At 66.3% G+C, this 25,228-nt stretch carries 25 protein-coding genes and 1 pseudogene; 11 read left to right on the forward strand and 15 right to left on the reverse strand.

Annotated elements, in window-relative coordinates:
* The 3 genes and pseudogenes from aspA to ASF98_RS08865 all read right to left on the reverse strand — a co-directional run.
* Nucleotides 1–185: pseudogene (gene aspA / locus ASF98_RS08855) on the reverse strand (aspartate ammonia-lyase); the annotation flags it as partial.
* A gap of 45 nt (nt 186–230) precedes the next feature.
* Nucleotides 231–1,274: an asparaginase gene (locus ASF98_RS08860; protein ID WP_055800428.1), complete on the reverse strand. Its 1,044-nt coding sequence runs from the start codon at nt 1,272–1,274 to the stop codon at nt 231–233.
* Nucleotides 1,275–1,328: 54 nt separating this feature from the next.
* A complete protein-coding gene (locus tag ASF98_RS08865) occupies nt 1,329–2,024 on the reverse strand; it encodes a FadR/GntR family transcriptional regulator (RefSeq protein WP_055800432.1) in 696 nt (231 codons plus the stop codon).
* Between the two features lie 167 nt (nt 2,025–2,191).
* Between ASF98_RS08865 and ASF98_RS08870 the strand changes: the two genes are divergently transcribed.
* Both ASF98_RS08870 and ASF98_RS08875 read left to right on the forward strand, forming a co-directional pair.
* Complete coding sequence (locus ASF98_RS08870; RefSeq protein WP_055800437.1) at nt 2,192–2,452, forward strand: type II toxin-antitoxin system Y4mF family antitoxin; 261 nt, start codon at nt 2,192–2,194, stop codon at nt 2,450–2,452.
* A complete protein-coding gene (locus ASF98_RS08875; protein WP_055800440.1) occupies nt 2,449–3,678 on the forward strand; it encodes a type II toxin-antitoxin system HipA family toxin in 1,230 nt (409 codons plus the stop codon). The genes ASF98_RS08870 and ASF98_RS08875 overlap by 4 nt, the downstream gene beginning before the upstream one ends.
* 8 nt (nt 3,679–3,686) lie before the next feature.
* Here ASF98_RS08875 and ASF98_RS08880 read toward each other — a convergent pair whose 3' ends face one another.
* The 3 genes from ASF98_RS08880 to ASF98_RS08890 form a co-directional block, all read right to left on the reverse strand.
* Nucleotides 3,687–4,304, reverse strand: a complete 618-nt coding sequence (locus ASF98_RS08880) for a uracil-DNA glycosylase (RefSeq protein ID WP_028272415.1) — start codon at nt 4,302–4,304, stop codon at nt 3,687–3,689.
* 334 nt (nt 4,305–4,638) lie between these two features.
* Nucleotides 4,639–6,024 (reverse strand): HNH endonuclease, encoded by a 1,386-nt coding sequence (locus ASF98_RS08885; protein WP_055800443.1) that lies wholly within the window; start codon nt 6,022–6,024, stop codon nt 4,639–4,641.
* A gap of 112 nt (nt 6,025–6,136) precedes the next feature.
* Nucleotides 6,137–7,042: an SRPBCC family protein gene (locus ASF98_RS08890; protein WP_055800446.1), complete on the reverse strand. Its 906-nt coding sequence runs from the start codon at nt 7,040–7,042 to the stop codon at nt 6,137–6,139.
* Between the two features lie 162 nt (nt 7,043–7,204).
* On the opposite strand from ASF98_RS08890, the gene ASF98_RS08895 reads away from it, so the two are divergent.
* Nucleotides 7,205–7,711, forward strand: a complete 507-nt coding sequence (locus ASF98_RS08895) for a hypothetical protein (protein WP_055800448.1) — start codon at nt 7,205–7,207, stop codon at nt 7,709–7,711.
* A 27-nt stretch (nt 7,712–7,738) separates the two neighbouring features.
* Here the strand turns inward: ASF98_RS08895 and ASF98_RS08900 are convergent, their stop codons facing one another.
* Together ASF98_RS08900 and ASF98_RS08905 are read right to left on the reverse strand one after the other, a co-directional pair.
* Nucleotides 7,739–8,482, reverse strand: a complete 744-nt coding sequence (locus ASF98_RS08900; RefSeq protein ID WP_055800451.1) for a GntR family transcriptional regulator — start codon at nt 8,480–8,482, stop codon at nt 7,739–7,741.
* 51 nt (nt 8,483–8,533) lie between these two features.
* A complete protein-coding gene (locus ASF98_RS08905) occupies nt 8,534–9,892 on the reverse strand; it encodes an aspartate aminotransferase family protein (RefSeq protein WP_055800453.1) in 1,359 nt (452 codons plus the stop codon).
* A gap of 285 nt (nt 9,893–10,177) precedes the next feature.
* Between ASF98_RS08905 and ASF98_RS08910 the strand changes: the two genes are divergently transcribed.
* Entirely contained in the window at nt 10,178–11,218 is a 1,041-nt protein-coding gene (locus ASF98_RS08910; RefSeq protein ID WP_055800457.1) for a phosphotransferase enzyme family protein, read from the forward strand.
* A 94-nt stretch (nt 11,219–11,312) separates the two neighbouring features.
* On the forward strand, nt 11,313–12,746 hold the full coding sequence (eat, locus tag ASF98_RS08915; RefSeq protein ID WP_055800459.1) for an ethanolamine permease: 1,434 nt from the start codon (nt 11,313–11,315) through the stop codon (nt 12,744–12,746).
* A 120-nt stretch (nt 12,747–12,866) separates the two neighbouring features.
* Here the strand turns inward: eat and ASF98_RS08920 are convergent, their stop codons facing one another.
* Nucleotides 12,867–14,456, reverse strand: a complete 1,590-nt coding sequence (locus ASF98_RS08920) for an amidohydrolase (protein WP_055800462.1) — start codon at nt 14,454–14,456, stop codon at nt 12,867–12,869.
* Between the two features lie 12 nt (nt 14,457–14,468).
* Nucleotides 14,469–15,107, reverse strand: a complete 639-nt coding sequence (locus ASF98_RS08925) for a hypothetical protein (RefSeq protein ID WP_055800465.1) — start codon at nt 15,105–15,107, stop codon at nt 14,469–14,471.
* A 306-nt stretch (nt 15,108–15,413) separates the two neighbouring features.
* Here ASF98_RS08925 and ASF98_RS08930 point away from each other — a divergent pair, with 306 nt between their 5' ends.
* From ASF98_RS08930 to ASF98_RS08945, 4 genes are read left to right on the forward strand one after another with little or no spacing between them, the layout of a single operon-like run.
* Entirely contained in the window at nt 15,414–15,815 is a 402-nt protein-coding gene (locus tag ASF98_RS08930; RefSeq protein WP_156372355.1) for a hypothetical protein, read from the forward strand.
* The gene (locus ASF98_RS08935) at nt 15,812–16,867 is read left to right on the forward strand and encodes a zinc-dependent alcohol dehydrogenase family protein (RefSeq protein WP_055800468.1); all 1,056 of its coding nucleotides are present in this window, start codon (nt 15,812–15,814) and stop codon (nt 16,865–16,867) included. Before ASF98_RS08930 ends, ASF98_RS08935 begins: the two co-directional genes overlap by 4 nt.
* Nucleotides 16,864–17,310, forward strand: a complete 447-nt coding sequence (locus ASF98_RS08940) for a flavodoxin family protein (RefSeq protein WP_055800470.1) — start codon at nt 16,864–16,866, stop codon at nt 17,308–17,310. Before ASF98_RS08935 ends, ASF98_RS08940 begins: the two co-directional genes overlap by 4 nt.
* A gap of 41 nt (nt 17,311–17,351) precedes the next feature.
* Complete coding sequence (locus tag ASF98_RS08945) at nt 17,352–19,034, forward strand: DUF4389 domain-containing protein (protein WP_055800473.1); 1,683 nt, start codon at nt 17,352–17,354, stop codon at nt 19,032–19,034.
* A gap of 13 nt (nt 19,035–19,047) precedes the next feature.
* On the opposite strand, the gene ASF98_RS24125 is transcribed toward ASF98_RS08945, so the two are convergent.
* Nucleotides 19,048–19,197: a hypothetical protein gene (locus ASF98_RS24125; protein WP_156372356.1), complete on the reverse strand. Its 150-nt coding sequence runs from the start codon at nt 19,195–19,197 to the stop codon at nt 19,048–19,050.
* A gap of 19 nt (nt 19,198–19,216) precedes the next feature.
* On the opposite strand from ASF98_RS24125, the gene ASF98_RS08950 reads away from it, so the two are divergent.
* A complete protein-coding gene (locus tag ASF98_RS08950) occupies nt 19,217–19,999 on the forward strand; it encodes an SDR family NAD(P)-dependent oxidoreductase (RefSeq protein ID WP_055800475.1) in 783 nt (260 codons plus the stop codon).
* A gap of 120 nt (nt 20,000–20,119) precedes the next feature.
* Here ASF98_RS08950 and ASF98_RS08955 read toward each other — a convergent pair whose 3' ends face one another.
* The 4 genes from ASF98_RS08955 to ASF98_RS08970 all read right to left on the reverse strand — a co-directional run bounded on the left by ASF98_RS08955 (nt 20,120) and on the right by ASF98_RS08970 (nt 24,172).
* Entirely contained in the window at nt 20,120–20,779 is a 660-nt protein-coding gene (locus ASF98_RS08955) for a GntR family transcriptional regulator (protein WP_028272403.1), read from the reverse strand.
* Between the two features lie 146 nt (nt 20,780–20,925).
* On the reverse strand, nt 20,926–21,933 hold the full coding sequence (locus ASF98_RS08960; RefSeq protein WP_055800487.1) for a transketolase family protein: 1,008 nt from the start codon (nt 21,931–21,933) through the stop codon (nt 20,926–20,928).
* Nucleotides 21,930–22,811, reverse strand: a complete 882-nt coding sequence (locus tag ASF98_RS08965; RefSeq protein ID WP_156372357.1) for a transketolase — start codon at nt 22,809–22,811, stop codon at nt 21,930–21,932. The genes ASF98_RS08960 and ASF98_RS08965 overlap by 4 nt, the downstream gene beginning before the upstream one ends.
* Before the next feature lie 23 nt (nt 22,812–22,834).
* Nucleotides 22,835–24,172, reverse strand: coding sequence for an MFS transporter (locus ASF98_RS08970; protein ID WP_055800494.1), 1,338 nt, complete (start codon nt 24,170–24,172; stop codon nt 22,835–22,837).
* A 186-nt stretch (nt 24,173–24,358) separates the two neighbouring features.
* Here ASF98_RS08970 and ASF98_RS08975 point away from each other — a divergent pair, with 186 nt between their 5' ends.
* Nucleotides 24,359–25,183, forward strand: a complete 825-nt coding sequence (locus ASF98_RS08975) for a sugar phosphate isomerase/epimerase family protein (RefSeq protein WP_055800496.1) — start codon at nt 24,359–24,361, stop codon at nt 25,181–25,183.
* The last annotated feature ends 45 nt before the right edge of the window (nt 25,184–25,228 follow it).

Consider the following 25,228-nt stretch of genomic DNA (forward strand, 5'->3'; position numbering starts at 1 on the left):
GCCAGCTTGACGGCGGCCAGGCCGCGGACCAGGTACATGTTGGAGGAGAGCGGCTGGCCGGTGATGGGGAAGTTCTCCACGGCCCGGAGCGTGTGGACACCCCAGTACGCGGCGGCAGGGACATCACGGTCACCCAGGAGGTCGTGTTCGGAACGGAAGTCGGCGGGGGATGCGGTGTCGGTCATGGATATCCTCGGGACGTAGCTGGGGAGACGGGTTGGTGGGGGCGGCTAGGTTGCCGGGACGAAATCGGTGGCCGTCAGCTGCCCGACGGTGCGGCCGCCGCCCAGGACCACACCGGTGGCGATGCCCGCGAGCGTTGAGGTGTCGACGTCGAGCGCTTCCAGTGCGCGGACGGTGACCGGCATGCGGGCGCGGTCCCCGCCGTCGGAAATCTTGACTGCCACAGCGCGGCCGTCCGGCAGTCCCACGAGCTGCACGCCTTCGAAGCCGTCCTTCGCCACCGCTCCCGGGAGCAGGCGCATCAGTTCGGTGACATCGCGGCCCTCGCCGGCCACCATTTCGGGGCGCTGCATCATGGCGCGGCCGACGGCGGCTTCCGGACTTCCGGGGTCGGCCACCACAGCGGCGGCAAGGCGGCCGAACGCGCGGGCCATGCCGCGGAGGGTGAGGGCGAACAGCGGCGTGCCGCAGCCGTCGGTGCTGGTGCGCTCGGGCTCTTCGCCGGTGAGGTCCCGGACGGTGGCGGCCACGAGTAGCTGCAGGGGATGCTCAGGATCGAGGTAGCCGCGGACCGGCCAGCCGTTGATGACGCACGTTGCGGCCATGGCGGCGTGTTTGCCGGAGCAGTTCTGCGTGATCTGCGTTGCTATGCCGCCGGCGTGGAGCCATTCTTCGCGTTCGTCCGGGCCGTAGGGAAGGTCGGTGCTGTTTTCCAGGGCGTCGGCGGTCAGGCCGTGCATTTCGAGGATGCGGAGCGCTCCGTCGCGGTGGATTGCCGCTCCGGAATGGCTGGCGGCGGTGAGGGCAAGGAGATCCGCGGGGAGGTCAAGGCCGGCGGAGACCATGGCCGCGGCCTGCAGCGGCTTGAGCGATGACCGCGGGTAGAAAGGAGCCAGGGGGTCGCCCGCGGAGAACAGCGTGCGGAGGCCGCCGTCGTCGGATTCGTCCGGGGCGGTGGAGATCACTGAGCCGTAGTGGACGCTTTCCACGAGCCCGTCGCGGGTCTGCACGGCCAGCGGGGCGTGCCGCGGCAGGGCTGTTACGTCCGGGTTCGGAGCTTGGGCATGGACGGGCAAGGCAGGGGAAAGCATGGAGTCCTTGGGTTACGTGTGGGGCGTCGGTTGTTGGTTGCGAGTGGCTTGCGGCTATTGGCCGAGGATGGAGTCGAGGGCGGCGCCTACGGCCTGCAGGTGCTCCTGCATAGCGGCGCTGGCTTCGGCGGAATTGCCGGATTCGATGGCGGCCAGGATCCGCTGGTGCTCCTGGTCGGAGGCGTGCTGGCGGTCGGCCACCATATTGAGGGTTTCGGACTGGTGCGCCAGGGCGCCGCGGATGTCGGCGACCACGTTTTCGAAAACCTGGTTGTGGCTGGCGCGGGCAATGGCTGCGTGGAAGCCGGAGTCGAGGGCCACCCAGGCTTCGGGGTCGTCCTCCGCAACCATAGCGGCCACGATCTCCCGCAGCCCTTCCAGTTCCTCGGCGGTCCGGCGTTGGGCGGCCAGGCCGGCCGCCGGAACCTCGATGTGCGGGCGCGCCTCGGTGAGGTCCAGCGCGGAGTACTGGCCGAGCACCAGGTCTTTGGCAACCCGGCTGGCCACAACAAAGGTGCCGCGGCCGGTTTTGGTGGTAGTGAGGCCGAGGGCGTTGCAGGAACGCAACGCCTCGCGGACTACGGAGCGGCTCACCCCGTACTGCTGGGCGAGCGTGGCTTCGGAGCTGAGCTTGGCGCCGACCTCGAGTTTGCCGGACTCGATGTCCGTGCGGAGGACGTTGAAGACGGCCTCTGCCGCGCTGAGGCGGGCGAGAGGCTGTCCTGCTGTCCGGCTGTCTGACAGGTTCACGCTTTAAATATGGCACGGGTCACATGGGGTGTCAATACTGACTCCATGTCGGCTCCATGCCCTCGGTACGTTCGTTCCGATTTTCCCTTTACGTTGGCGCGTTGGCGCTCTTAGACTGGTAATCCAGCTAGAAACGGTACGTTCGTGCCTGTCGAGAGGGGTCCGGGATGGCCGAGGCGTTCACCGACAGGCTCGCAGCCGAGGTCCGGGCACGACGGACAACCCTGCGGCTGACCCAGCACGACCTTGCCCAGCTAGCAGGGGTGTCGGAGCGGTTTGTCCGTTTCGTTGAACAGGGAAAGCGCAGCGTGCAGCTGGATTCACTCCTGGCGCTGCTTGAGACGCTCGGGCTGGAGCTGCAGCTGAGCACCCGGACGCGGGCAGCGGCGCGCGCCATCGACGGGCAGCTGCCGGAGGCCCGGCCGTGAGGCACCGCGTGGCCGATGTCTACAAGGCCGGAGTGCTGGCAGCCCGGCTGGAACGGCACGACGGCGGCACCAGGTTCAGCTACCTGCCGGCCTACCTCGCGGCGGGAGGTCCCGCCGTCGCCAGTTCCCTGCCGCTGAGCACTGAACCGGTGCTGTCCGCGGCGGGGGCTGCGCCGCCGTACTTCACGGGGCTCCTGCCGGAGGGCAGGCGGCTGAATGCCCTTCGGCGCTCGGTGAAAACGAGCGTTGACGACGAACTGTCCCTCCTCATCGCGGCCGGCGCCAACCCTGTGGGCGATGTGCAGATTGTCGGCCACGGCGAGCCGCTGGACCCGGATGAGCACGCCGTCGAGCTGAACCCGAAGGCGCCGGTCGATTTCGACGCGCTGCTGGGCGATTCCGGCCTGATCGACCCCGTGGCCCTTGCCGGCGTGCAGGACAAGCTGTCGGCGGGGATGATCTCCATGCCCGTTGCCAGCGCGGGCCGGCGTTACATCCTCAAGCTCAATGCACCCGAGTTCCCGCATGTGGTGGAAAACGAGCTGGTGATGTTCCGTTACGCGGCCAAGCTGCGGATTCCGCTGAGCAGGGTGCGGCTGATACGGGACGTCGAGGCCCGGCCGGGGCTCCTGGTGGAGCGGTTTGACCGGATCCCGTTGGCCGGCGGTGCGCATGGCGCGGTGCAGCGGCTCGCCGTCGAGGATGGTGCGCAGGTGCTGGGGCTGTACCCGGCGGACAAGTACAACGTGGCGTACGGGCGGGTGTGCCACGCCCTGGCCGAATACTGCGCAGCGCCCCTGCCTGCGTTGCGGAATCTGGCCATCCAGGCTGCCTTTGCGTGGTTGAGCGGGAACGGCGACCTGCATGCGAAGAACGTGTCGATGGTGCAGCAGCCGTCGGGGGAGTGGTCCATTGCCCCGGTCTACGACATCCCCTCCACAGTGGTTTACGGGGACAAAACGCTCGCCCTCACGCTGGACGGCAAGCGGACAGGGATATCGCGGAAGCATTTTCTCGGCTGGGCCACCGGCCTGGGGCTGGCCGAGCGCGCCGCTGTCCAGGTGCTGGAGCTGGGGTTGAAGGCGTCGGGTCCGTTGGTGGCGGACCTGGAGCGCGGCGCTGCTTTTGCCGGAACGAACGACGACGGCGGCTCGCCGTTCTCTGCGATGGTCACCAGGTCATGGCTCAAGGAGCTCAAGCACCGGCGCAGGCTGCTCGAAGGGTAGGGGAGCGGCTAGAGGTGCTGGATCCCCGCGCGCTGCATCGCGTCCTTGTAGATCTCCACGCTCTTGCTCAGCAGCTCTTCCTGCTTGTTCGCCGAGACCGCGAAGGCCCGGCCCCCGAGGGCGCTGGCTTTGTAGATCTTGATGCCGGAGTTCTTCAGGGACTGGTGGTAGGTCTTTTCGAAGAGGGTGAGGAAGGTCTGGGCATCCGTGCCGTGGGCGATGATGGCCGAGACACGCTTGTTGATCTTCAGGAACTGGCGGAAGGGTCGCAGGCCGTCCGTCTTTTCCTGGACGTTGAGGGCGGAGGGCAAATCGGGGTCGCGCACCCACGGGTAGGCGTTCCACGGCATAACGTAGCGGGGGTCGAGTTCCACGATTTCGTAGATTGACGTGGCCCGCCGGGCTGCTTCGTCGTCGTTGAAATGCGACACGAAGCCCGATTCGGTGCCCTTGCCGGGGCTGACATGGAGACTGACGATCCTGCATTCGTCCTCGTCATGGACGGGGTCGATGTACGGGACTATTGAGCCCGGCTTCTTTTCCATCAGTTCGTCGCAAAGCTGGGTTACAGCAGCGATGTTCGGTTCCTGCAGCAGGGCCTTTTTTTCGTCCCAGTCAATCGTCACGATTTCTCCCTCAGCACACGGCGTCCAGAATCAGGCGTCTGGTTCCACTCTACGCTTTTGGCCGGGGTTGATGTTCTGCGGATTTCCAAAATCACAAGTTACGGCGCCTCATCCGGGCTCCGTGGCAAGAGGCTCCCGGCCTATTTTCAGGCGGACCGCGTGGGCGTACGCTTAAAGCGCCTGCAGGTAACCGTTCAGATAACGCGGGCCGTTCGGGACATGTGAATGTCCGGGCCGTCTCTTAGCGAGATCGCGAAGGTACCTGCAGGTCTTTGTTGTTTAAAGCAGGTCTTCGTGTTTGGTGCGCGCCTCAGCCGGTTGGCTCAACGCCGCGTCAGGCCGCAGCGGCAGCCTCTGCCCTGATCCTGGCGCGCTTGAGCGTCTTGGCCCGGTGCCGGAGTTCGCGCCGGCGGCGGGATGCTGCTGCTTCGGGCGGCTGGTGTCCGGGCAACGGCGGGGCTGTGGACTGGTAACTGTGCCCGGTGGGCGTTGTCAGCTGCAAAGTGTGCCGGGGTCCCGGACTGGGACGGCAGCGCCAGCCGGGGGCTTCCTTGATGTGGTTGCACGCTTCACAGAGTCCCGCCCCGTTGCTTTGAGCGGTGGTTCCGCCGCTGTGCCAGGGCAGGACGTGGTCCAGATGCCTGATCGGAGCGTCGCAATATGGCGTGCGGCAGGTGTGGTCGCGGACCTGGATAAAGCGGGCCAATCCGGGCGGGAAGAGTCTTGCCCTCGAGTCCATTGCCACGAGATCCCCGCTGCCCGGGGCAGTGTAGAGCCGCCGCAGCCAAACGTTCAGCGGCCGGTCATGGCCTTGGCTCTGGGCAGCGAACTCCCGGGCCCACCCGGCGGGGACCACGCCGTAGCCCGGAAGCCGGGCAGGCTCGCTGTCGCCCTGGAACAGAGTGCGGTCCGTCATGACCAGCTGGATCTGGACCCCGCTGATTCCCCCTGCCGTTCCCGTGACGCGTTCCACCAGCGCATCGGCCATGATCTGGCCGCGTGAACGGGGGTCGCCGTCGGATCGAAACGCGTCCGCCTGCCTGGAGAGCGCCGCGTGGACGGCCACACCCTCCGCGACCGGGAGGAACGCCGTTAGGTAGCACATGGTGTCGGGCGCGGGGCGGAGACTGACATGGCGCTCGGCGGCGGCGTGGCTGGCACGGTCCGCAACGGACCTCGGATCGTGCCGATACGCGGCGGACCGTGCCGCGGCAATCAGCGCGCGGTCGCCCGCTCCACTGAACTTCCCGACGTCGGACGCCAATTCCTCGTCAACGGCGCTGCGGTCAGCAGGGGAAAGGCAGGCCGTCTCACGGATCAGGAGTGTTGCACGCCATTCGTTGAGCCGGCCGGCCTCTAGCCCGGCGAGAGTGTGCGGCATCTCGGTGACGAGCGCCTTCGCCAGGCCCAGAAGCCGGCTGCCCTTGGCTGGCGATTCCCGCCGGGCGAGGGCGATCTGTGCAGCGACGCCGGTGCCGAGTTCGTCGGCGGGGACGCCCGCGCGGGCCTGCTCACTGCGCTGCTTTGCGTCGAAGGCGACCGCGATCCGTGCCTGCCGCGCGGCGGCAGCGGATTTCAAATCCTCAAGTTCACGGAGCTGGTCAATCATCCCTGCGCTGTCCGCGGCCGGCAGCGTGTCAGCCAGGATAGCGATCATCTCGGTGATCGCCACCGCGTCCGCTGCTCCCGGAGCCCGTTCCGGCTCCTGCCCGCCGTCCATACATCAAGTCTCTCCGCGACCACCGACATTTAAGTGGTCATGGGGAAGGGGCGTCGCCTCCCGTGCTGGACGGGAGGCGACGCCCCTGGTGCTCGCCCCCAGCGAGACAGCCCTAGTGCTGGCCGAGGCTCCCCGCCGCGGGAGGGAGGCCGCCGTCGCGGTTTTCTTCGTTCCGCCGCTCGGCGGCGCTTCTCGTGTCGCTGTCGGCGGTTTCGTCCGAATCGCCTTCGAAGTCCACCAGCCCGTTGGTCTGGTCGAACGGCTTGGCGATCCGCTCGTCACTCAACGCGGAGCCGGAATCGCCGGACACCGTGCCGCCCTCATCCAGCGGCTGCACGTATCCGGAAGCATCGGTGGCCGGAACGGCCGACACCGGGGTCTCGGAAACTGGAGCCGTGGTACGGGTGGGCTCAGTGTCCTTGTCGCGCATGCTCGCGGCCACGCCTGCTGCTGCTGCCGCTGCAACGCCCACTCCCGCCGCGACCTTTCCGGACACACCGGCTCTGCCGGAATCGCCGCGTGAAGCCTCGGCGGCCTCGACTCCGGGAGTGCCGGGAGAGGCGCCCTCATTGACGCTCCCGCGCCAGGCGCCGCTTGCATAGCCCTCGTCCTCGATGAAGTCCTTGAACCTCTTCAGATCCGCTTCCACCTGACGGTCGACGACATGAAGTTTGTCGCCGATGGTCTCTACGATGCCTTCCGGTTCGTATTCGAGCGAAAGCTGCACCGAAGTCTGGCCGCCACCCACGTCTTCGAAGGTTACTGTTCCCGCATTGGTTGCGCCTTCCGTCGCGGCCCAGGCAACCTTGCGGTCGGGGACCTGCTCCAGGATTTTCGCCTCCCACTTCCGGCGGATACCTGCGATTTCGGCCACCCATTCAAGACGATCGTCGCTGAGTTGGGCCACGCTCTTCACGCCACCCATGAAGTGCGGAAATTCCTCGAACTGGGTCCACTGGTTGTACGCCGTGCTTGTCGGGACGTTGACCAGAATGCGCTTCTCGACCTTCGTGCTCATTGGTGTCTCCTTTGACTAGAAAGGGTTGAAGAATGCCTGACGAGGGGCGATGATTTCGCCAACTAATCAGCATGCTTACTATAACTTTGTTGCTGGCATCCGGCTAGAGTTTCTTTGGCGGCCCCGCCGTTCCACGAGTTCACGAGCCAAGGACCCCCACTCATGCAGGTCAACAAGAGGGCGCTCCGGGAAGACGGTTTCGCCGGCTTCAGGACCTTCGCGGACGTCGACATCAACCGGATCCCGCAGGCGCCGGGGATCTTCGCCGTTATCCAGCCTGAAGGATTCCAGGTTCAGTTCCTTGCCAAGAGCACCGCCGGGGTGTTCAAGAAAAAGGACCCCTCGCTCTCCGCCGAAAAGCTCGCTGCCGAATGGGTGGACTGTGCGGAGGTCCTCTACGTCGGAAAGGCCGGGCCCGGAAGCAAGGGCAACCGCGGCCTGCGCCGGCAGATCCAGGAATTCCTGGACTTTGGCATTGGTAAGCCTCCCGGACACTGGGACGGACGGCTCATCTGGCAACTCGCAAACACCAAGTCCCTGCTCATAGCCTGGAAAGAGTTGCCCGCCGGTGGGCTGAACCAGGCGGAGGCCGCCTATCACGCCGCCTTCCGTGAGGAATTCGGCCGCCTGCCGTTTGCCAATCTGGTCCAGGCCCGGGTCAAGGGCTAGGGGCAGGACGGCACCAAAGCCAAAGGGTTAGTCGCGTCCCAGCCGCACTGTCCGTTTCCAATTGGTTCCGTACTTCTGCATGTGAACGCGCGTACGGTCTGCGCGGAAGAAATCGTGTGCGAACTCCACCGGAGTTCCCTGCACGTCCCAGGCCACCCTGCGGATTTCCAGCAGTGCCGATCCTGGCGGTATGTCCAACACACCCGCCTGCTCGGACGTGGCAGGCACGGCCTCCACCGTCTCGTCGGCCCGGTCCAGTTCCAGGCCGTACTCGGTGGTCAGCAGGTGGTAGAGCGAACCCGTCAGGGGATGCGTCAGCAGTCCCGGGAAGCGGGCGGCTGGCAGCACGGACAGGTCCAGTGACCACGAGGTCCCGTCCACCAGCCGCAGTCGCTGGATTCGCATCACTGCATCCCCGCCGTTCAGATGCAGGTTCCGCCGTTCGTCCGGTTGCGGCAGGCCCATCTCGGCACGCACCACCGTGGTGGAGATGGCGCGTCCCTGGTGCAGCACCATCTGGGGCACGCCCTCCACGGTGTTCAGGTGCCGCTGGATCCGGCCGTCGTTGAAGAACACCCCTCCCGAGCGGCCCAGCACCCGCCGGACCGTGCCCTCGGCCTCCATCCGGTCGATCGCCTGCCGGAGGACGGCCCGGCCAATGCCCAGCCGCTCAGCCAAAGCGCGTTCACTGCCCATCAGTTCGCCCGGGCGAAACATCTCCGCCCGCGCAAACCGCGCCAGTGCCGCGTGGGCGGCATCGGCGGCCGTCATTCTGTCCGGCTCTCCGCCTGTGCCCGTCACCATCGTCCCAAAATATACAAACTAGGCGCCGAGTGCGGAAAGCGACTCGTCGAGGGCCCCCACCAGCCAGTCGATGTCCATGGGCTGGAAAGCCAGCGGCGGACGCAACTTCAGGACATTCCCGTGCGGCCCTGCCACGGACGTCAGCACACCGCGGTCCCGGAGCTGTTCCAACACGGCCAGCGCGAGCTCCCGGTCCGGTTCGCGGGTGCTGCGGTCCTTGACCAGCTCGAAGCCGATGAACAGGCCGGCCCCCCGGACGTCACCCACCGACTCGTGGGTGTCCGCCAAACCGGCAAGTGCCGAAAGCAGGTGCGCTCCGACAACCCGGCTGTGCTCCTGCAGGCCCTCGGAGCGGATGGTGGACAGAACCGCCTGGGCGGCAGCCATCGACACGGGGTTGCCGCCGAAGGTGTTGAAATAGGGGATCGTGTCGCTGAAGGAGGCCAGGACGTCGGCCTTGGCCACGAGCCCGGAGACCGGAATCCCGTTCCCCATCGGCTTGCCGAGCGTGACGACGTCGGGCACTATGCCGTGCCGCTGGAATCCCCAGAACGACTCGCCGGTCCGACCGAAACCGGGCTGCACCTCGTCCGCGATGATGATGCCGCCCGCACGGTGGATGACCTCGGCTGCTTCGCGCAGGTAACCGGCCGGGCCCGGTAGGACGCCGTCGGAGGAGAAAATCGAGTCGGCGATAAACCCGGCAAACCGGATCCCGTTTGCTTCCATGTCCGCAATCGCCGCGCGAATCCGGTTGGCGAACCAGGTACCGAGTTCGGCGCCTTCCGGACCGGCCTCGGCACCCAACCGGTAAGCATCCGGCGCGGCAACAAGGCGGGCAGTGGGTGAGAGCGGCTGCCCGGTTCCCAGCGCCGGGGAGACTCCCGAGGTCAAGTCGGAGGTGCCGTGATAAGCCTCCGTCGTGGCGATAATGCCCTCGCCGCCGCTGTATGCCTTGGCTACGCGGATGGCGAGGTCGTTGGCCTCGGAGCCGGTGCACATGTACATGGCCTTGTCGAGCTCGGCCGGCATGGTGGAGAGCAGGTCGTCCGTGTAGTCCAGGATGCGTTCGTGCAAGTATCGGGTGTGCGTGTTCAATTGCTGCATCTGCGCGGTCACGGCTGCCGTGACGGCCGGGTGGCAGTGGCCCAGGCTGGCCACGTTGTTGTAGGCGTCGAGGTATTTCCGGCCGGCAGCGTCCCACAGGTACTGCCCTTCGCCGCGGACCAGATGCACCGGGTTGCGGTAGAAGAGCCGGTAGGAGGCGCCCAGCACGGTGTCCCTGCGCTCGGTCAGCACCCGCGTTTCGGGGTCAAGGCCGGCGGCGTCCTCCGTGCGGAAGCTGTTGGTGTCCATGATGGTGGAACGGATGGCCATGGGTGGTGTCCTCGCTGTTAAGTGCCAAAGCGTGCAATTTTCGTCCTCACGGGCCCAACCCTCGGATCGAATTTCTGTACTTCCAGTATGTTTGGGCGCCGCCGCCAAAAACCGCCGCCAGATTAAGGCGGCGTTACTAAAAGCGGCCGCAAATTGAACGGTTTGTTTCCGAGTCGCGGCTTTGTTTCGAGGCCGTAAATTCCTCCGGATCGGCGCGGTCTGGCCGGTTCCGCCGTGCCATACTCGCTACTGGAGCCCAACCCTCCTCGCCTCCGAGGAGCATCCATGAACACCATGACAGACACTTCCCCGCTCGCCATCTTCAACGGCCTGCGCCGCGGGGAACCGGCCCCTGACTGGATCGGCGACACCGTCACGGCCGCCTGGGGCCTTCCCCCGGACCGGACGGCGATCACCCTGATCGCCGTCTCGGAGAACGCCACGTTCCGGATAGAGGTGGACGGCGTTCCCGTGTCCGTCCTGCGCGTGCACCGTCCCGGCCATGTGGGGGATGCCCGCCAGATCGCCGGCGAGCTGACCTGGGTACGGCGCCTGGCGGAAGAAGCGGAAGTGCGAGTTCCCGACGTCGTGCCCACCGCCGGCGGTGCCCTCCTGCACACCTTCACGGACCCGGGCGGGTCCGAATGGCACTGCGTCGCGTTTGCCTTCGTAGCCGGGGACATCCTGGAGGACTTCGCCGACCCGCGGCCTTACTACGCGGAAATCGGCGCGACCACGGCGCGCCTGCACCAGCAGGTCAAGCGCTGGCCGCTGCCGGCCGACTTCACCCGCTTCTCCTGGCAACTGAGCGACATGCTCGGTGAAACGAGCAGGTGGGGGGACTGGCGGCGCGCAGACCTCACGCCCGAACAGGCGGCCGTGCTGGGCCGCGCCGAATTCGCCGCCGTCTCCGCGCTGGACGGCCTTCCCGTATCGGGTGAAAGCTGGGGACTGGTGCACGCGGACCTGCGGCCTTCCAACATCATGATCGACGGCGGCGCACTCACCGTGATCGACTTTGACGACTGCGGCTTCTCCTGGCTGCTCTACGACTTCGCCTCCGCGCTGTCCTTCATTGAACATGAACCTTACGCGCCGGACATCGCCAAGAGCTGGGTGGCCGGCTACCGCACGGTCCGCCCCCTCACCGAAACAGACCTCATCCATGCGGCGGCCCTGAGCATGATCCGCCGGCTGACCATGCTCGGCTGGACCACCACCCACCGCGCCGACGCACTGCCCGCCAAACTCTGGGAGGCCCAGATCCCCGGCGCCGTAGCCGTCGCCGAGCGCTACCTTGCCTCGCCCACCTGGCTGTTCGACTGAGCCTCCGGCTCAGTTCCCCGGCCCAGCGACCAAGCCCCGCCGGTCCTGTTCCCTGCGGACTCAAACTTCACTCCCACCTTTCCTGGAGACTCCCATGACTGAAACCCTTCCGGCCGCGGAACAGCGCGCCGTCGACAAAGCGTATTTTGAACAGCGAAGCCTGAGGCGGGGTGCCGCCGGCTGGCTTCTCCTGGCCGGCCTTGGCATCTCGTACGTGATTTCCGGTGATTTCTCGGGCTGGAACTTCGGCCTCGAAGCCGGGGGCTGGGGCGGCCTGCTGATCGCCTTCGTCCTGATGGGCGTCATGTACGCCTGCATGGTCTTCGGCCTGGCCGAAATGTCCTCCGCGCTCCCGGTGGCAGGCGCCGGCTACGGCTTCGCCCGCCGCGCCCTGGGCCGCCTGGGCGGTTTTGCCACCGGACTCGCGATCCTGATCGAATACTCGATAGCCCCGGCCGCGATCGCCGTCTTCATCGGCGGTTATGTGGAGAGCCTGGGGCTGTTCGGCATCACGGACGGCTGGCCGGTATACCTCGTCTGCTTCGCGCTGTTTATCGGCATCCACCTCATTGGCGTCGGCGAGGCGCTCAAGGCAATGTTCGCCATCACGGGCATCGCGGTGGTGGCCCTCATCGCGTTCGTCGTCGGCATGGTGCCGCACTTCGACGCCACGAAGCTGTTCGACATTCCCGTGAGCGACGCGGCCGGTGCCAGCGCCTTCCTGCCCAACGGTTTCGGCGGCATCATCGGGGCATTGGTATTTGCCATCTGGTTCTTCCTGGCCGTGGAGGGCGTGCCGCTGGCCGCCGAGGAAGCGGAAAACCCGCAGCGGGACATGCCGCGCGCCATCATCGTGGCCATGTCAGTATTGGCATTCACCGGCCTGTCCGTCCTGGTCCTGGCCCCGGGCGGCGCCGGCAGCGCGCTGATGAGCTCGTCCGCGAGCCCGCTGCCGGACGCGTTGCGTGCAGTCGGCAACGAAGGCCTGGCTGTATTTGTGAACTACGCCGGCCTCGCCGGGCTGGTGGCCAGCTTCTTCTCGATCGTCTATGCCTACTCCCGCCAGCTCTTCGCACTGTCCCGTGCCGGGTACCTGCCCACCTGGCTCAGCCGCACCAACTCGCGGAAAACGCCCACCTGGGCGCTGATCGTCCCCGGCATCGTCGGCTTCATCCTGGCCGCCGCAGTGGGAGACGGCGACAAGCTCATCAACATCGCCGTTTTCGGCGCAGCCGTGTCCTACGTGCTGCTCAACCTGTCACACATCGTGCTGCGCAAGCGTGAACCGGAACTGCACCGCCCCTACCGCACCCCCGGCGGGGTGGTGACCACCGGCGTCGGACTGGTTCTTGCGATCATCGCGGTGGTTGCCACGTTCTTCGTCGACATCCAAGCCGCGGCAATCACGGCCGGCATCTTCGTCGTCGGACTGCTCTACTTTGCCTTCCACAGCCGCCACCACCTGGTGGCGGGCGCGCCGGAGGAGGAGTTTGCCCGCATTCGCGAGTCAGAGGCAGAGCTGCGCTGATCTGCGCAGCTTGATAATCACGACGGCGGGCGGTGAGTAAGGGCCGTAAGTGTCCGTTCGCGCTCTTGGCGCACGACGGCGGGCGGTGAGTAAGGGCCGTAAGTGTCCGTTCGCGCTTGGTCAGGATCCGGACGCAACCATCCCGCCGTCGTCGCCCGTCCCGTCGTCATGTGTCAAGCCGCCGCCGAACGTAAACCGGCCGGCAACGAGCGTTGCCGCTACCGGCATCGAGGAGAACACTTCGTCCGGGACGCTGAGCGGGTCGTCGTCCAGCACCGCGATGTCTGCAGGGTCGCCCACCCTGATCCGGCTCCGGCCACGGGCAGACGCCGCCAGGGCTTCCTCCCGCGTGATTGCCTGTTCCGGGTGCCACGGTGCGCGTCCGTCCCGGCTGGACCGGGTGGTCGCGGCCGACATCGCAGCCCACGGATCCAGCGGCGCCACCGGGGCGTCCGAACCCAGCACCAGGGTGGCCCCGGCGGCCAGCAGCGACCGCAGCGGAAAGGCCCGGTCGGTGCGGTCGCCCCAGTTGGCGTCGGCGGCATCGCGATCATCGAGGGCATGCGCCGGCTGGACGCTCGCGGTCAGGCCCAGCCGGCCAAAACGCGCGAAGTCCTCCTGCCGCACAAACTGGGCATGTTCAATGCGTCCCCGGATTCCGGCAGCCTCGAAGGCGTTCAACGCCACTTGATTCGCGGCGTCACCGATCGCGTGGACCGCTGGAACGAAGCCGGCCTCCCTGGCCCGGACCAGCAGCGCAAGCAGTTCCGGTTCGCTGACGGTGAGCAAGCCCCGTCCGCCGTGCGGGTAGGGATCCACGCAGTAGGCCGTCCGCGTATTGAGGGAGCCGTCGATGAGAACCTTGAGCGGGCCCACGCGGAGCAGGCCGTTCCCGCCCGGAATGTCCTGCCCTGTCCGCATGGCCTCGAGCCGCGCGCGGTCCAGATGCTCGGGATAGACGCCCGCCTCCACCCGGAGGGACCCGAAGCCGCCATTGATACGCCGGAGCCACACATCGCGGTTCCAGGTCATCTCGAAGTCCACGATCCCCACCACGCCGCGGGCGGCGGCCTTCCGGGCAGCATCGCCCACCCACGCGTCAACCACCGCATCCGGCAGCCGGCCCAGCTCACGGGTCAGGGCAAACGCCGCGTCCTCCCGCAGCAGGCCGCCGGCGTCAACCTCCACGCCGTAGCGCCGTGCGGCGGCACTGTTCAGCCAGACGCAGTGGAGGTCGTGGCTGATCAGCGCTGAAGGCACTCCGTGAGTCACGGCATCGAGCATCGCCAGGCTGGGAACGTCCGCCCAGACGGCGTCGCGGAAGCCGACGCCCACGAGCGTGGGGCCGGTGCCGCCGTCGTTCTCATCCTTGCGGCGATTGCCGCCCGGGCGGTCTTCCAAACTTGAACGAACGACTTCGACGGCGTTCCGCGCCGACGCGGCGTGCGACAGGTCGATCCGGTTGGCTGCCATGGCCCACTGGGTCATGTGCACATGTTCGTCCCACAGGCCCGGGATGACGTTCCGGCCACCGCAGTCAACGACTCGGGTACCAGTCATGCTGGCACCAGCGGGGCTCGCGTCGTCCGGCCGCTGCTCTGCGGCCGTAATCCGGGTAACAACCCCTTGGGTGATGTGAATGTCCGTACTTTCGGTCTCTCCGGGTTGCCGGACGGAGGCTAGGACGAGTTCAGGTGCGGCGACAGGCATGCGGACAGGGTACTAGGAGTTCGCCTCCGCACGGCTCCTGATCCCGTGCAGCATCCGCCGGGACATGATGAAACTGACTACCTCCACCGCTTCGACCAGGCACCGGGCCCACCACTGCCGGTAGGCGTACCGCTCCCGCACAAGCAGTCGGGTGGTGCCGTCGGGCTGCGGCTGCAGGACAAATGCCCAGCTGAAATCGAACGGGCCGGTGGGTGAACCGGGCGGAACTCGCAGCACGAGCGCGTTGCCGGGGTCCACCAGCCCTACTTCCAGGTCCGCGGAAGCTGCCGGTGCGAGGTGAAAGCGGTCGCCTGCCTTAATGTCCTGCCACTCCGGGTGGATACGGTCGGCACTGTGGATGTCCAGGCCGGCGAGGTTTTCCAGGAAGTCGTAGCTGTAGAGTCCGCCGCGGCCCTGCCCCATCTGCGCGAGCCAGGGCCACACGTCATCCGCCGGAGCCTTGATGGTGATCGCCCGCGTGGACTGCAGATCGGCGCCGGACAGGAAATCGTCGCCCGGCAGCCCGCCGCCGGCTTCGGCGGCCGTGGCACCCCACCGCAAGTGGAAGCGCCGGAACAGGAAGCCCGATGCCACCAGCCAGGCGAACACTGCAGGCTTGGAAATATGTTTTATGTTCCGTGGCTTCGTCATCGGGCAATTCTCCAGTCGGCCGGTTCACCTGTCACGGGCCATAAGCCCTGCCCCGGTTCACTACGCCCCGTTTACTCCGGGCGGCTCAGGACGGCCCGCCCCCGCGCCGTCCTTATAAGGGACTTTCGTCCCTTACCGTTGCTGGGCGGAGCGTCCATCCTTGATGTGGAGCGTCTCACGTCTGCGTTACTCACGCACGCACCTTGGGGAGGGGAAATGCTTCGCCGATCAGCAACCGGTCTCGCTAAAAAATTGGGGAAGGGCTGGCGCAGTGCGCCTCCCGGACATAGCAGGAGACCCGGCTTCATGAATCAGTACGCACGAACTGTCCTGGGTACCCGACCCGCCGTCCACTCCCGTCATGGAGCCCCATCCACCACACATTACGAACATTCAGAGCACCGGCTGAAGATTGTGGTCCGCATTGAAGCGGACCTGGAGGCAGCCAGTCTTGAAGTCCGCGGCGTGGTGACAGGGGCCAGTCTTCGTGCGCTGTACGTGGTGGCGCGGCGAACTACGTCGCTGCTGCATGGCAAGGAGCTCACCATCGACCTTTCCCGTGCACGGGTTACCGACACGGTCCTCGAGCAACTCCATGAATGTGCACGCCTGTCCCGGCTGGCCACGGGAGTGGACAGCTCGGTAGTGCCGTGCCGCGTGAAAATCGTAGATCCCGGCTTCATCCACAGAGTGAAGGAGTACGCATGAAAGCGCTCGTGTACGGAGGCCCCGGTGAAAAGTCGTGGACCGACGTCCCGGATCCCACGATCCAGGACCCCAGCGACGTCATCGTCAAGGTGGACACCACCACCATCTGTGGAACGGACCTGCACATTCTCAAAGGGGACGTGCCGGCGGTGCAGAAAGGCCGGATCCTGGGCCACGAAGGCGTGGGAACCATCACCGAGGTGGGTCCTTCGGTCACGAGCCTGAAGGCGGGGGACCGGGTCATCATCTCCTGCATCAAGTCCTGCGGCCACTGTGCCAACTGCAAGACCGGCCTCTACTCGCACTGCATGGGCGAGGAAGGGGCGTCCGGTATCGGCTGGGTCTTCGGACACCTGATCGACGGTACGCAGGCCGAGTACGTGCGCGTGCCGTACGCGGAGAACTCGCTGCATCTCCTCCCTGAAGGGGTCAGCGACGACCAAGCTGTGATGCTCTCCGACATCCTTCCCACCGGCTTTGAAATCGGCGTGCAGTACGGGCGGGTCAAGCCGGGGGACACCGTGGCTGTTGTGGGCGCGGGTCCGGTCGGGTTGGCAGCTATCGCCACTGCCGGGCTGTACGGCGCGGCAACCATCATCGCAATTGACCTTGACGCCAACCGGCTGGAAAAGTCCCGCGAGTTCGGCGCCACCAACGTCGTCCTCTCCGGCGACGCCGACTGGAAGGAACAGGTGTTGGCGTTCACGGACGGACAGGGCGTGGATGTGGCCATTGAAGCGGTGGGCATCCCGGCGACCTTCACCATGTGCACGGACATCGTCCGTCCCGGCGGCAACGTGGCCAACGTGGGCGTTCACGGCAAGTCCGTGGAACTGCATGTGGAGAACCTCTGGATCCAGAACATCAACATCAGCATGGGCCTGGTCAATGCCAACACCACGCCGATGCTCCTGAAGCTAGTGGCCCAGAAGAAGGTACCGGCGGAGAAATTCGCCACCCACCACTTCACGTTCGACCAGTTCATGGACGCCTACGACACTTTCGCCCGCGCCGCGGAAACCAAGGCACTCAAAGTGGTGATCACGGCGTGAAAGCCCTGGTGGTCTACGACTCCGCCTACGGAAACACCAGGCAGGTGGCCGAAGCCATCGTGGCCGCCCTCGGGCCCCTGCAGGCCCAGGCTGTTTCCGTGACGGATTTCCAGGCCACCGCGCTCGCTGAAGGCGACCTGTTCGTCGTCGGAAGTCCCATCAACGGCTGGCGGCCGACGCCGAAGATCACCGAGCTGCTGTCCGGCCTCGGCGACGGCCGGCTCGCGGGCGTCAAAGCGGCAGCCTTCGACACCCGTGTCCGGCTCTTTATCCACGGCGATGCGGCCAAGAAGATGACCGAATCGCTCAAAGCCGGTGGCGCGGAGATCATCTCCAAGCCAATGCCCTTTTACGTCAAAGGCAGCGAGGGCCCGCTCCGCAGCGGGGAACTCGACAAAGCGGCCGCATGGGCCGCGGACCTGCTCAAAAGAGTGGGTGGATAGCCGCCGGGGGGCCAAGCAAGAGGCAAGAAAGGACTGCGACCATGAAACCAGGCCGGATAGTCATGCTGGTGCTCGGCACCCTCGCCGCCCTGATGGGGCTTGGGCTGCTGACTGGTGCCGGCTTCGTCGGATGGGTCAACTTCCAGCAGCGCGACAACGGATATTTGACCACGCCCACCGAGCGCTACGATGTGGCCACCCGGGCCATCACCTCGCCCGGCCTGGACGTCCTGGTGGACGAGGAACTGCCGGACGTCCTGCCGGTGGACAGCGCCGGCCGCCTGCTGTTGCGGGGAACGGCGGCATCCGGCAAACAGATCTTTATCGGCATCGGACCCCAGGAAGACGTGGCCCGGTACCTCGACAACGTCCGGCATTCCGAGATCACCAAATTGGACTCCTACCCGTTCCGCGTCGAGTACCGTGAGGTTCCCGGCAACGCCGAACCCGCAGACCCCGGGGCGCAGCCATTCTGGTCCACCTCGGCCCAGGGAACCGGGACCCAGCAGATTGAGTGGGACCTCCGCAGCGGCCGCTGGTCAGTGGTGGTCATGAACGCCGACGGCGCCGCTCCTGTTTCCGTTGACCTGCAGGCCGGCGTTCGGTCCGATCTGTTGTGGCCGGTCTTCATCGGGCTGCTGATCGGCGGCATTGCGCTGCTGGCCGTGGGCGTGCCGCTCATTGTTGCCGGCGCCGCAGGACTCGGCAGGCACGGGCCCCCGCCGCATTACCCGGCCGCCGGTCACATGGAACCGGCGGGCGTGCCCGGAGGCCCGGAAGCCCGAGCGCCGGGGGCCGCAACGCCGTACTCAACAGGTCCATCCGCCGCAGCACCGTACCCCGCTGCGCCGTATCCCACGGCGGCAGCAGCGATCCCGCCCGCAGGAGGGCGCACCCCGCTGCCCACCGACCCGCAGCCCTCGGACACCTCCAGATACCCTGTGCGGCTGAACGGGTACCTAGACCCTGGGCTCTCCCGCGGAATGTGGCTGATCAAGTGGTTCCTGGCGATCCCGCACTACATCGTGCTGTTCTTCCTGTGGTTCGCATTCTTCGTGACCACCATCGTGGCCGGCTTCGCCATCCTGTTCACAGGCCGCTACCCGCGCTCGCTGTTCAACTTCAACGTGGGCGTCCTGCGGTGGAACTGGCGGGTGGCCTTCTACGCCTACGCAGCCATAGGAACGGACCGCTACCCGCCCTTCACGCTGGCGCGGACCGACTACCCGGCGGATTTCGACGTCGAGTACCCCGAGCATCTGTCCCGGGGCCTGGTGCTGATCAAATGGTGGCTGTTGGTCCTTCCGCAGCTCCTGATTGTCTCCGCATTCTCCGGCGCCGCAAGCACCTGGGGCAGCCGGCGCACGTGGGTGGACGGCCGATGGGTGGACGGCACCTGGGTTGATGGAACCTGGGTGGGATACCAGGGCGGCGGCGGGATCTCGCTGATCGGGCTGCTGGTGATCGTGGCCGGCTTTAGCCTGCTGTTCACGGGCCGCTTCGGCCGGAGGCTCTTTGACTTGCTGATCGGCCTGAACCGCTGGACGCACCGCGTTATTGCCTACGTGGCGTTGATGCGTGACGAATACCCGCCGTTCCGCCTCGACATGGGCCCGATGGATCCGGCCGAAGCTCCGCCAGCCGGCTACCTGCCGCCGCCGGTCCCCGCCTCGCAAACGGAGCCTCCGCCTACCGAGCCTCCGGGCGCACCCCGCCAACCCTAGGAGTGCGCCAACCCTAGGGGCCGGTGGCCACCACCAGGTTTCCGTCCGGGTCCTGCACCATGGTCCGAATCTGCTCCCGGGCAGCCATGCTGTCAAGGCGCGGGGAATCGCGGTGCCCTTGCCACCTGCGGCCCACAGGCAGATAGTGGGAGGAATCGTCCACTCCGGGCAGGAGGCCCGCAATGCCGCTGGAAAACGCTACCGGGCCAACCGGTCTCCTGCAGGGCCGGACCGCCCTTGTCTACGGCGCCGGCGGTCCCATCGGAGGCGCTGTCGCCCGGGCCTTCGCGGCGGAAGGTGCGGACGTCTTCCTGGCCGGCCGGACAGAATCCCGTCTCCTCAAAGTAGCCCGGGACATCCGTGAGGCGGGCGGCAGCGCGGACGCCGCCGTCGTCGACGCCCTGGACGAAAGCCAAGTGAACGCCTTCGTGGACCAGGCCGCAAAGAAGACCAGGCGCATCGACATTTCCTTCAACCTGATTTCCTACGGGGACGTCCAGCAGCCGCTGATGGAGATCTCCGCGGACGACTTCAGCCAGCCCATCACTGCAGCTACCCGGACGCACTTCCTCACCACCCGGGCCGCGGCACGGCACATGGTCAAGCAGCGTTCCGGCGTCGTGTTGATGTTCGGCGGCTCCGGCCCGCAGACCCTGCACGGGCTGGGCGGGTTCAAGATCGCGCTGGACGCCATGGAGGGGCAGCGCCGGCAGTGGGCGCTGGAACTCGGCAAGAACGGTATCCGCGTGGTCACGATGGTGACCGGCGGGATCGTGGAAACCATTCCCTGGCAAGCGGAGGGCCGTGAAGAGATCGTGGAGGAAATCACCCGGACCGCGCACCTGAACCGGACGGCGACCCTGGAGGACGTGGGCAATGTGGCGGTGTTTATCGCCTCGGACCGGGCGGGTGCCATCACCGATGCCACCGTGAATATTTCCTGCGGCGCGATCGTGGACTACTGAGGCTTTGCCCCGCCGGCCAGTTCGCGGTCCGCCATCATGGACGCCAGGAAGATTCCCACGAACGGCCAGCTGCCCATGCCGTTGCGCAGGACGTCAGCTGCCCGGGCGCAGCGACGGCTCCTACGCCACCAGGTTGTCCGCGGCGGTGTCCATGTGTTCGCGGATGGTCTTGCGGGCCAGGGAGGCATCCCCGGTTTCAATGGCTGCCACGATGTCGTGATGCCGGTCCACGCTCATGTTCGAAACGCCCTTTTCCAGCCCGGCGAACATGATGGACATCCTGATGGAGCCTTCGAGTGATTCCCAGGAGTGGAGCAGTGTCTCGTTGCCGGTGAGACGGCACAGAGTGCGGTGGAATTCCAGGTCCGATTCGATCCGCTCCTCGAGAGTGCCCTTGGTGGCTGCATCCATCGCGCCGATGGCCGCGCGCAGCGAGCCGATGACGTGCTGGCGGTCCGGAAGCTCACACAGGGTGCGGGCAGCCAGTGATTCCAGCGCGGCACGCACGGAGTAGATGTCCCGGATCTCCTTGGCATCGAGGTGCCGGACGGACAGCCGTCCCCGCGGGCCTGCTGACAGCAGCCCCTCCTGTTCCAGCTGCCGCAGCGCTTCCCGGAGCGTGCCGCGGCTGATCTGGAGCATGTCCGAGAGTTCGGTTTCCACCAGGTGACGTCCGGGTTCCAGCTCACCGCTGGTGATGGCGGTGCGCAGCGCGGAAAGGGCCTGCTCGCGGAGGCTCCGCTTTTGCAGTCCCAGCAGGGGTGCTGTTGCTCCGGCCATCTTGGTACGTCCTCAATGTCATTGGTCGACTGTTTACAGTCCGTGTGTTAACTGTTGATGTTACGGCAGAAGCGCGGAACCGTCTCGTGTCCGGTCCGCGCTTCCACCGTTCACGGGTTCTGCCGTTCGTGCGCCGGTTTGGGTAGCTAGCCCAGTTCGGCGAGGACCTTGGCCACGATCCGCTGGACGGACAGGCCGTAGCGTTCGTGGAGGGTCGGCAGGGCGCCCGCGTCGAGGAACTCGTCCGGCAACGCCACGGGAACCACCCGCTTGCCGAGTCCCGCGGTGACGACGGCGGACGCAACCGTTTCAAACAGGCCTCCGATCACGCTGTGGTTTTCCAGCGTCACAGCCAGGCGGTCCGTGTTGATTTCGGCGAGGACGGTCGCGGCGTCGAACGGCTTGATGGTGGGGGTGTGCACGACGGCGACGTCCACGTTGTGTTCGGCCAGTGCCTTGGCGGCCTGCAGCGCCCGCATGGTCATGAGCCCGCTGGAGATGAAGACGACGTCGTTCCCGCCGCGCAGGACCTTCGCCTTGCCGAGTTCGAAGGTGTAGCCGTATTCGTCCAGCACCGTAGGCACGTTGCCGCGCAGCAGCCGCAGGTAGGTGGGGCCCTCGCTGGCGGCGAGCTGGGGGACGGCCTGTTCGATGTCGATCGAGTCGCAGGGGTCCACGATGGTCAGGTTGGGCATGCCGCGGAAGATCGCCATGTCCTCGGTGGCCTGGTGGCTGGGACCGTACCCGGTGGTGAGGCCGGGCAGCCCGCCGACGATGTTCACGTTCAGGTTCGGTTCGGCGCTGTCCAGGCAGAGGAAGTCATAGGCCCGTCGTGCAGCAAAGACGGAGTAGGTGGACGCGAACGGCACCAGGCCGGTCTCGGCCAGGCCCGCGGCCGCACCGAAGAGCAGCTGCTCGGCCATGCCCATCTGGAAGAAGCGCTCCGGGAAGGCCTGCGCGAAGATGTGCATGTCCGTGTATTTGCCCAGGTCCGCGGTGAGGCCCACGATCCTGTCGTTCTCCTGCGCGGCCTTCAGCAGGGCATGCCCGAACGGTGCGGAGGCGGTTTTCTGGCCGGGATCGGCGAAGGACGCGATCATGGCCGAGGTCTTCAGCTTGGGGGCGGTGCCTTTTGTTGCTGTGGTGGTGCTCATGCTGAAGCGGTCCCTTCGTATCCTGCGGTGAGTTGTTCGCGGCACTGCTGCCATTCGTGTTCCTCGATGCGCATGAAGTGCGCCTTCTCGCGCTCTTCCAGCAGCGGCACTCCGCGGCCCACTTTCGTGTCGCAAAGGATCACGGAAGGACGTCCGACGGCGGCGGCCTGGGCGGCGGCGTTGTCGAAGGCTTTCAGGAGTTCTGCCATGTTGTTGCCGTCCACCCGCTGGGTGTACCAGCCGAAGGATTCCCACTTTTCGGTCACCGGTTCGGTGCGGAGCACGGTCTCCGTTTTGCCGTCAGCCTGCAGTGCGTTGATGTCCACCATGGCGGTGAGATTTCCCAGCTGGTGGTGGTGCGCGCCCATGGCGGCCTCCCAGGTGGAGCCCTCGTCCAGTTCGCCGTCGGAGAGGAAGTTGTACACCCTCGCCGTGGAGCCCTGGTACCTCAGTCCCAGTGCCATGCCGACGGCGATGGTGAGGCCGTGGCCCAGGGAACCGCCGGAGATTTCCATGCCCGGGGTGTAGGTGGACATTCCGGACATCGGCAGCCGGGAGTCGTCGGAGCCGTACGTCTCGAGTTCTTCCACCGGAACAATCCCGGCCTCGGCCAGGGCGGCGTAGTGGCCGATCGCGTAGTGCCCGGTGGAGAGCAGGAACCTGTCGCGGCCTTCCCATTCGGGGTCGGCGGCCCGGAAGCGGAGCTGGTCAGCGTAGACGGCGGCCAGCATGTCCGCGGCACCGAGGGCCTGGCCGACGTAGCCCTGACCCTGGACCTCGCCCATGTTCAGGGCGTGGTGACGGATCCGGTAGGCCGCGGCTGAAACATTGTGGACGCGTTCTGTGGTGGTGGCCATGGTTTCCTGAGTGGCGGTCATGCGGGCTTCCTGTGTGGCGGTCATCAGGCGTTCACTGCCTGGGGGGTGCTTTTGGTGGCCTCATCTGCCAGCTGCCGTTCGCGCTTGCCCCAGGTTTCCCGGGTCACGAGGGCGGCCCAGAGACCGATGGCGGCGTAGAAGCTGAAGAGAAGGGCGGGGCCCATCCAGCCAAGGGCAACGAAGAGCAGGGTGGTGACGAAAGGCGTGAATCCGGAGACCATGGCGGAGATCTGGTAGGCCAGTGAGGCTCCGGAGGAGCGCGTCTTGGCCTGGAACAGTTCGGGGAACCACGGACCCTGGGCGCCGGCCAGGGAGTTCTGGCAGACCGCGTAGGAAATGACGATGGTGGCGATGATGAAGATGAACATTCCGGTGTTGACCAGCAGGAACATGGGGATGCCGAAAAGGAGTGCGAAGGCAGTGGACCAGATGTACAGGGGCCGGCGGCCGATCCTGTCAGTGAGCCGTGCCCAGGCCATGGTGGCAAAGATGCCAATGGCGGAGGCGATGCAGAGGGCAACGAGCGTCTGGGTCTTATCCGCCAGGTGCTGGGTGTGCAGGTAGGAAATCATGTAGGTGATGGATACGGCGTAGCCGGCGGTTTCGGCGATGCGGAGGCCGATGCCGCGGACGATGCTGCGCCAGTCCGTCTTGATGACCTCGATGATCGGCGACTTGACGATGGAGCCGCTCTCCTTGACCTCGTCGAAGACGGGGGATTCCGGGACCTTGGAGCGGATGATCAGGCCGACGGCGACGAGCACGATGCTGGCAAGGAACGGAACGCGCCAGGCGAGTTCGCCGCCCAGGTTCACGCTGACCAGGAAGACGAGGTTGGCCAGGAGCAGGCCCACGGGGAAGCCGGCCTGCACGATGCCGGTGTACTTGCCCTTGGATTTCCAGGGTGCGTGTTCGTAGCTCATCAGGATGGCGCCGCCCCATTCAGCGCCGAAGGCGAGGCCCTGGACAATGCGGACGAAGACCAGCAGTGCGGGTGCCAGCAGGCCGACCTGCTCGTAGGTGGGCAGGAGGCCGATGAGGAACGTGGCCACGCCCATGAGGATCAGGGACGCCACCAGGACGGGCTTGCGGCCCACCTTGTCGCCGAGGTGGCCGCCGATGACGCCGCCGATGGGGCGGGCTGCGAAGCCGACGCCAAGAGTGGCGAAGGCTGCCAGCGTTCCCGTGACCGGGTCGCCGGTGGGGAAGAATGCCGTCCCGAAGTACAGCGCGGCGGCGGTGCCGAAGCCGATGAAGTCATACGTCTCGATGACGGCGCCGACGCCGGAGCCGATGGCGACGCGCTTCGCGTCCTTGGTGCCATGCACATGGCCGCGCATTTTCAGAGCTTCGTTGCTCATTGCTGAATCCCTTTCGAAGAGCGGGGAACGCTTCCGCACCGCCGCTGTCGACTGTTAACAAATGATATGCCAGTGTGACCCCGGTCATGCTTCAATGTCAACAGTCAATGTTGGAGGTTGACTGTTGACAGTGAAACGCCCTACAGTGATACACATCACCCCCGCTCATCCAGAGGATCAACGACGATGTTCAATTCCCGCCTCGGCTGCTCGTCCATCAGCTTCCGCCATCAGGACCTGCGCACCGCCCTGCGGACCATCGGCTCCCTGGGCTTCGACGAAATCGACCTTGGTGCGCTTCCCGGCGTGTGCGACCACGTCCCGTATGAACTGGACGGGGACGCCGTCGAGGCAGTTACCGCTGACGTTCTGGCCTCAGGGCTGCGGGTCCGCTCGGTCAACGGGGATATCGGGGACCTCAATGCAGTGCTCGACGCCCGCCAGCAGGCTGCGCGCGAACGGCACCTGGAAGCCCTGCTCACGCTCACGGCCAACACCGGTGCCAAGGCGCTAGTCCTTCCGTGCGGCGCCCTGGGCCACGACCCCGTCCGGAGCGTGGACGAAGATCTGGACACGATCGCCGCCTCGCTCATCCATGCCGGGCAGCGCGCCGCCGAATTCGGCGTCGAACTCTGGACCGAATCCCTGCACTTCCTGAGGTTCTGCTGGAACCTGGAGCGCGCGGAACTGCTGGCGCAGCGGCTGGCAGGTTCCGGCATTGGAATTGTCATGGACTTCAGCCACATCGTTGCGGCCGGCGAGGACCCGCTCGAATACCTTGACCGGCACGACGGCCGAATTGCCCACGTACACCTCCGCGATGCCGTGCCGGGAAACATCAACCTCAGCATCGGCAACGGCCAGGCGGACTTCGCCGCCGGGCTGCGCGCGCTCGCAGGCCGCGGCTATACCGGCCACTTTTCGCTCGAACTGGAAACCCGGGATGTCACGCACGACGAACGCCCCGCCGCCGCTGCCAAAGCGGCCAGCTTCATCACCGACCTCATCTAACGACCACCACCAAGCAACCCGCACCACCAAGAAACCAAGGAGCAT

Source organism: Arthrobacter sp. Leaf337 (assembly GCF_001423745.1).
Lineage (GTDB): Bacteria > Actinomycetota > Actinomycetes > Actinomycetales > Micrococcaceae > Arthrobacter.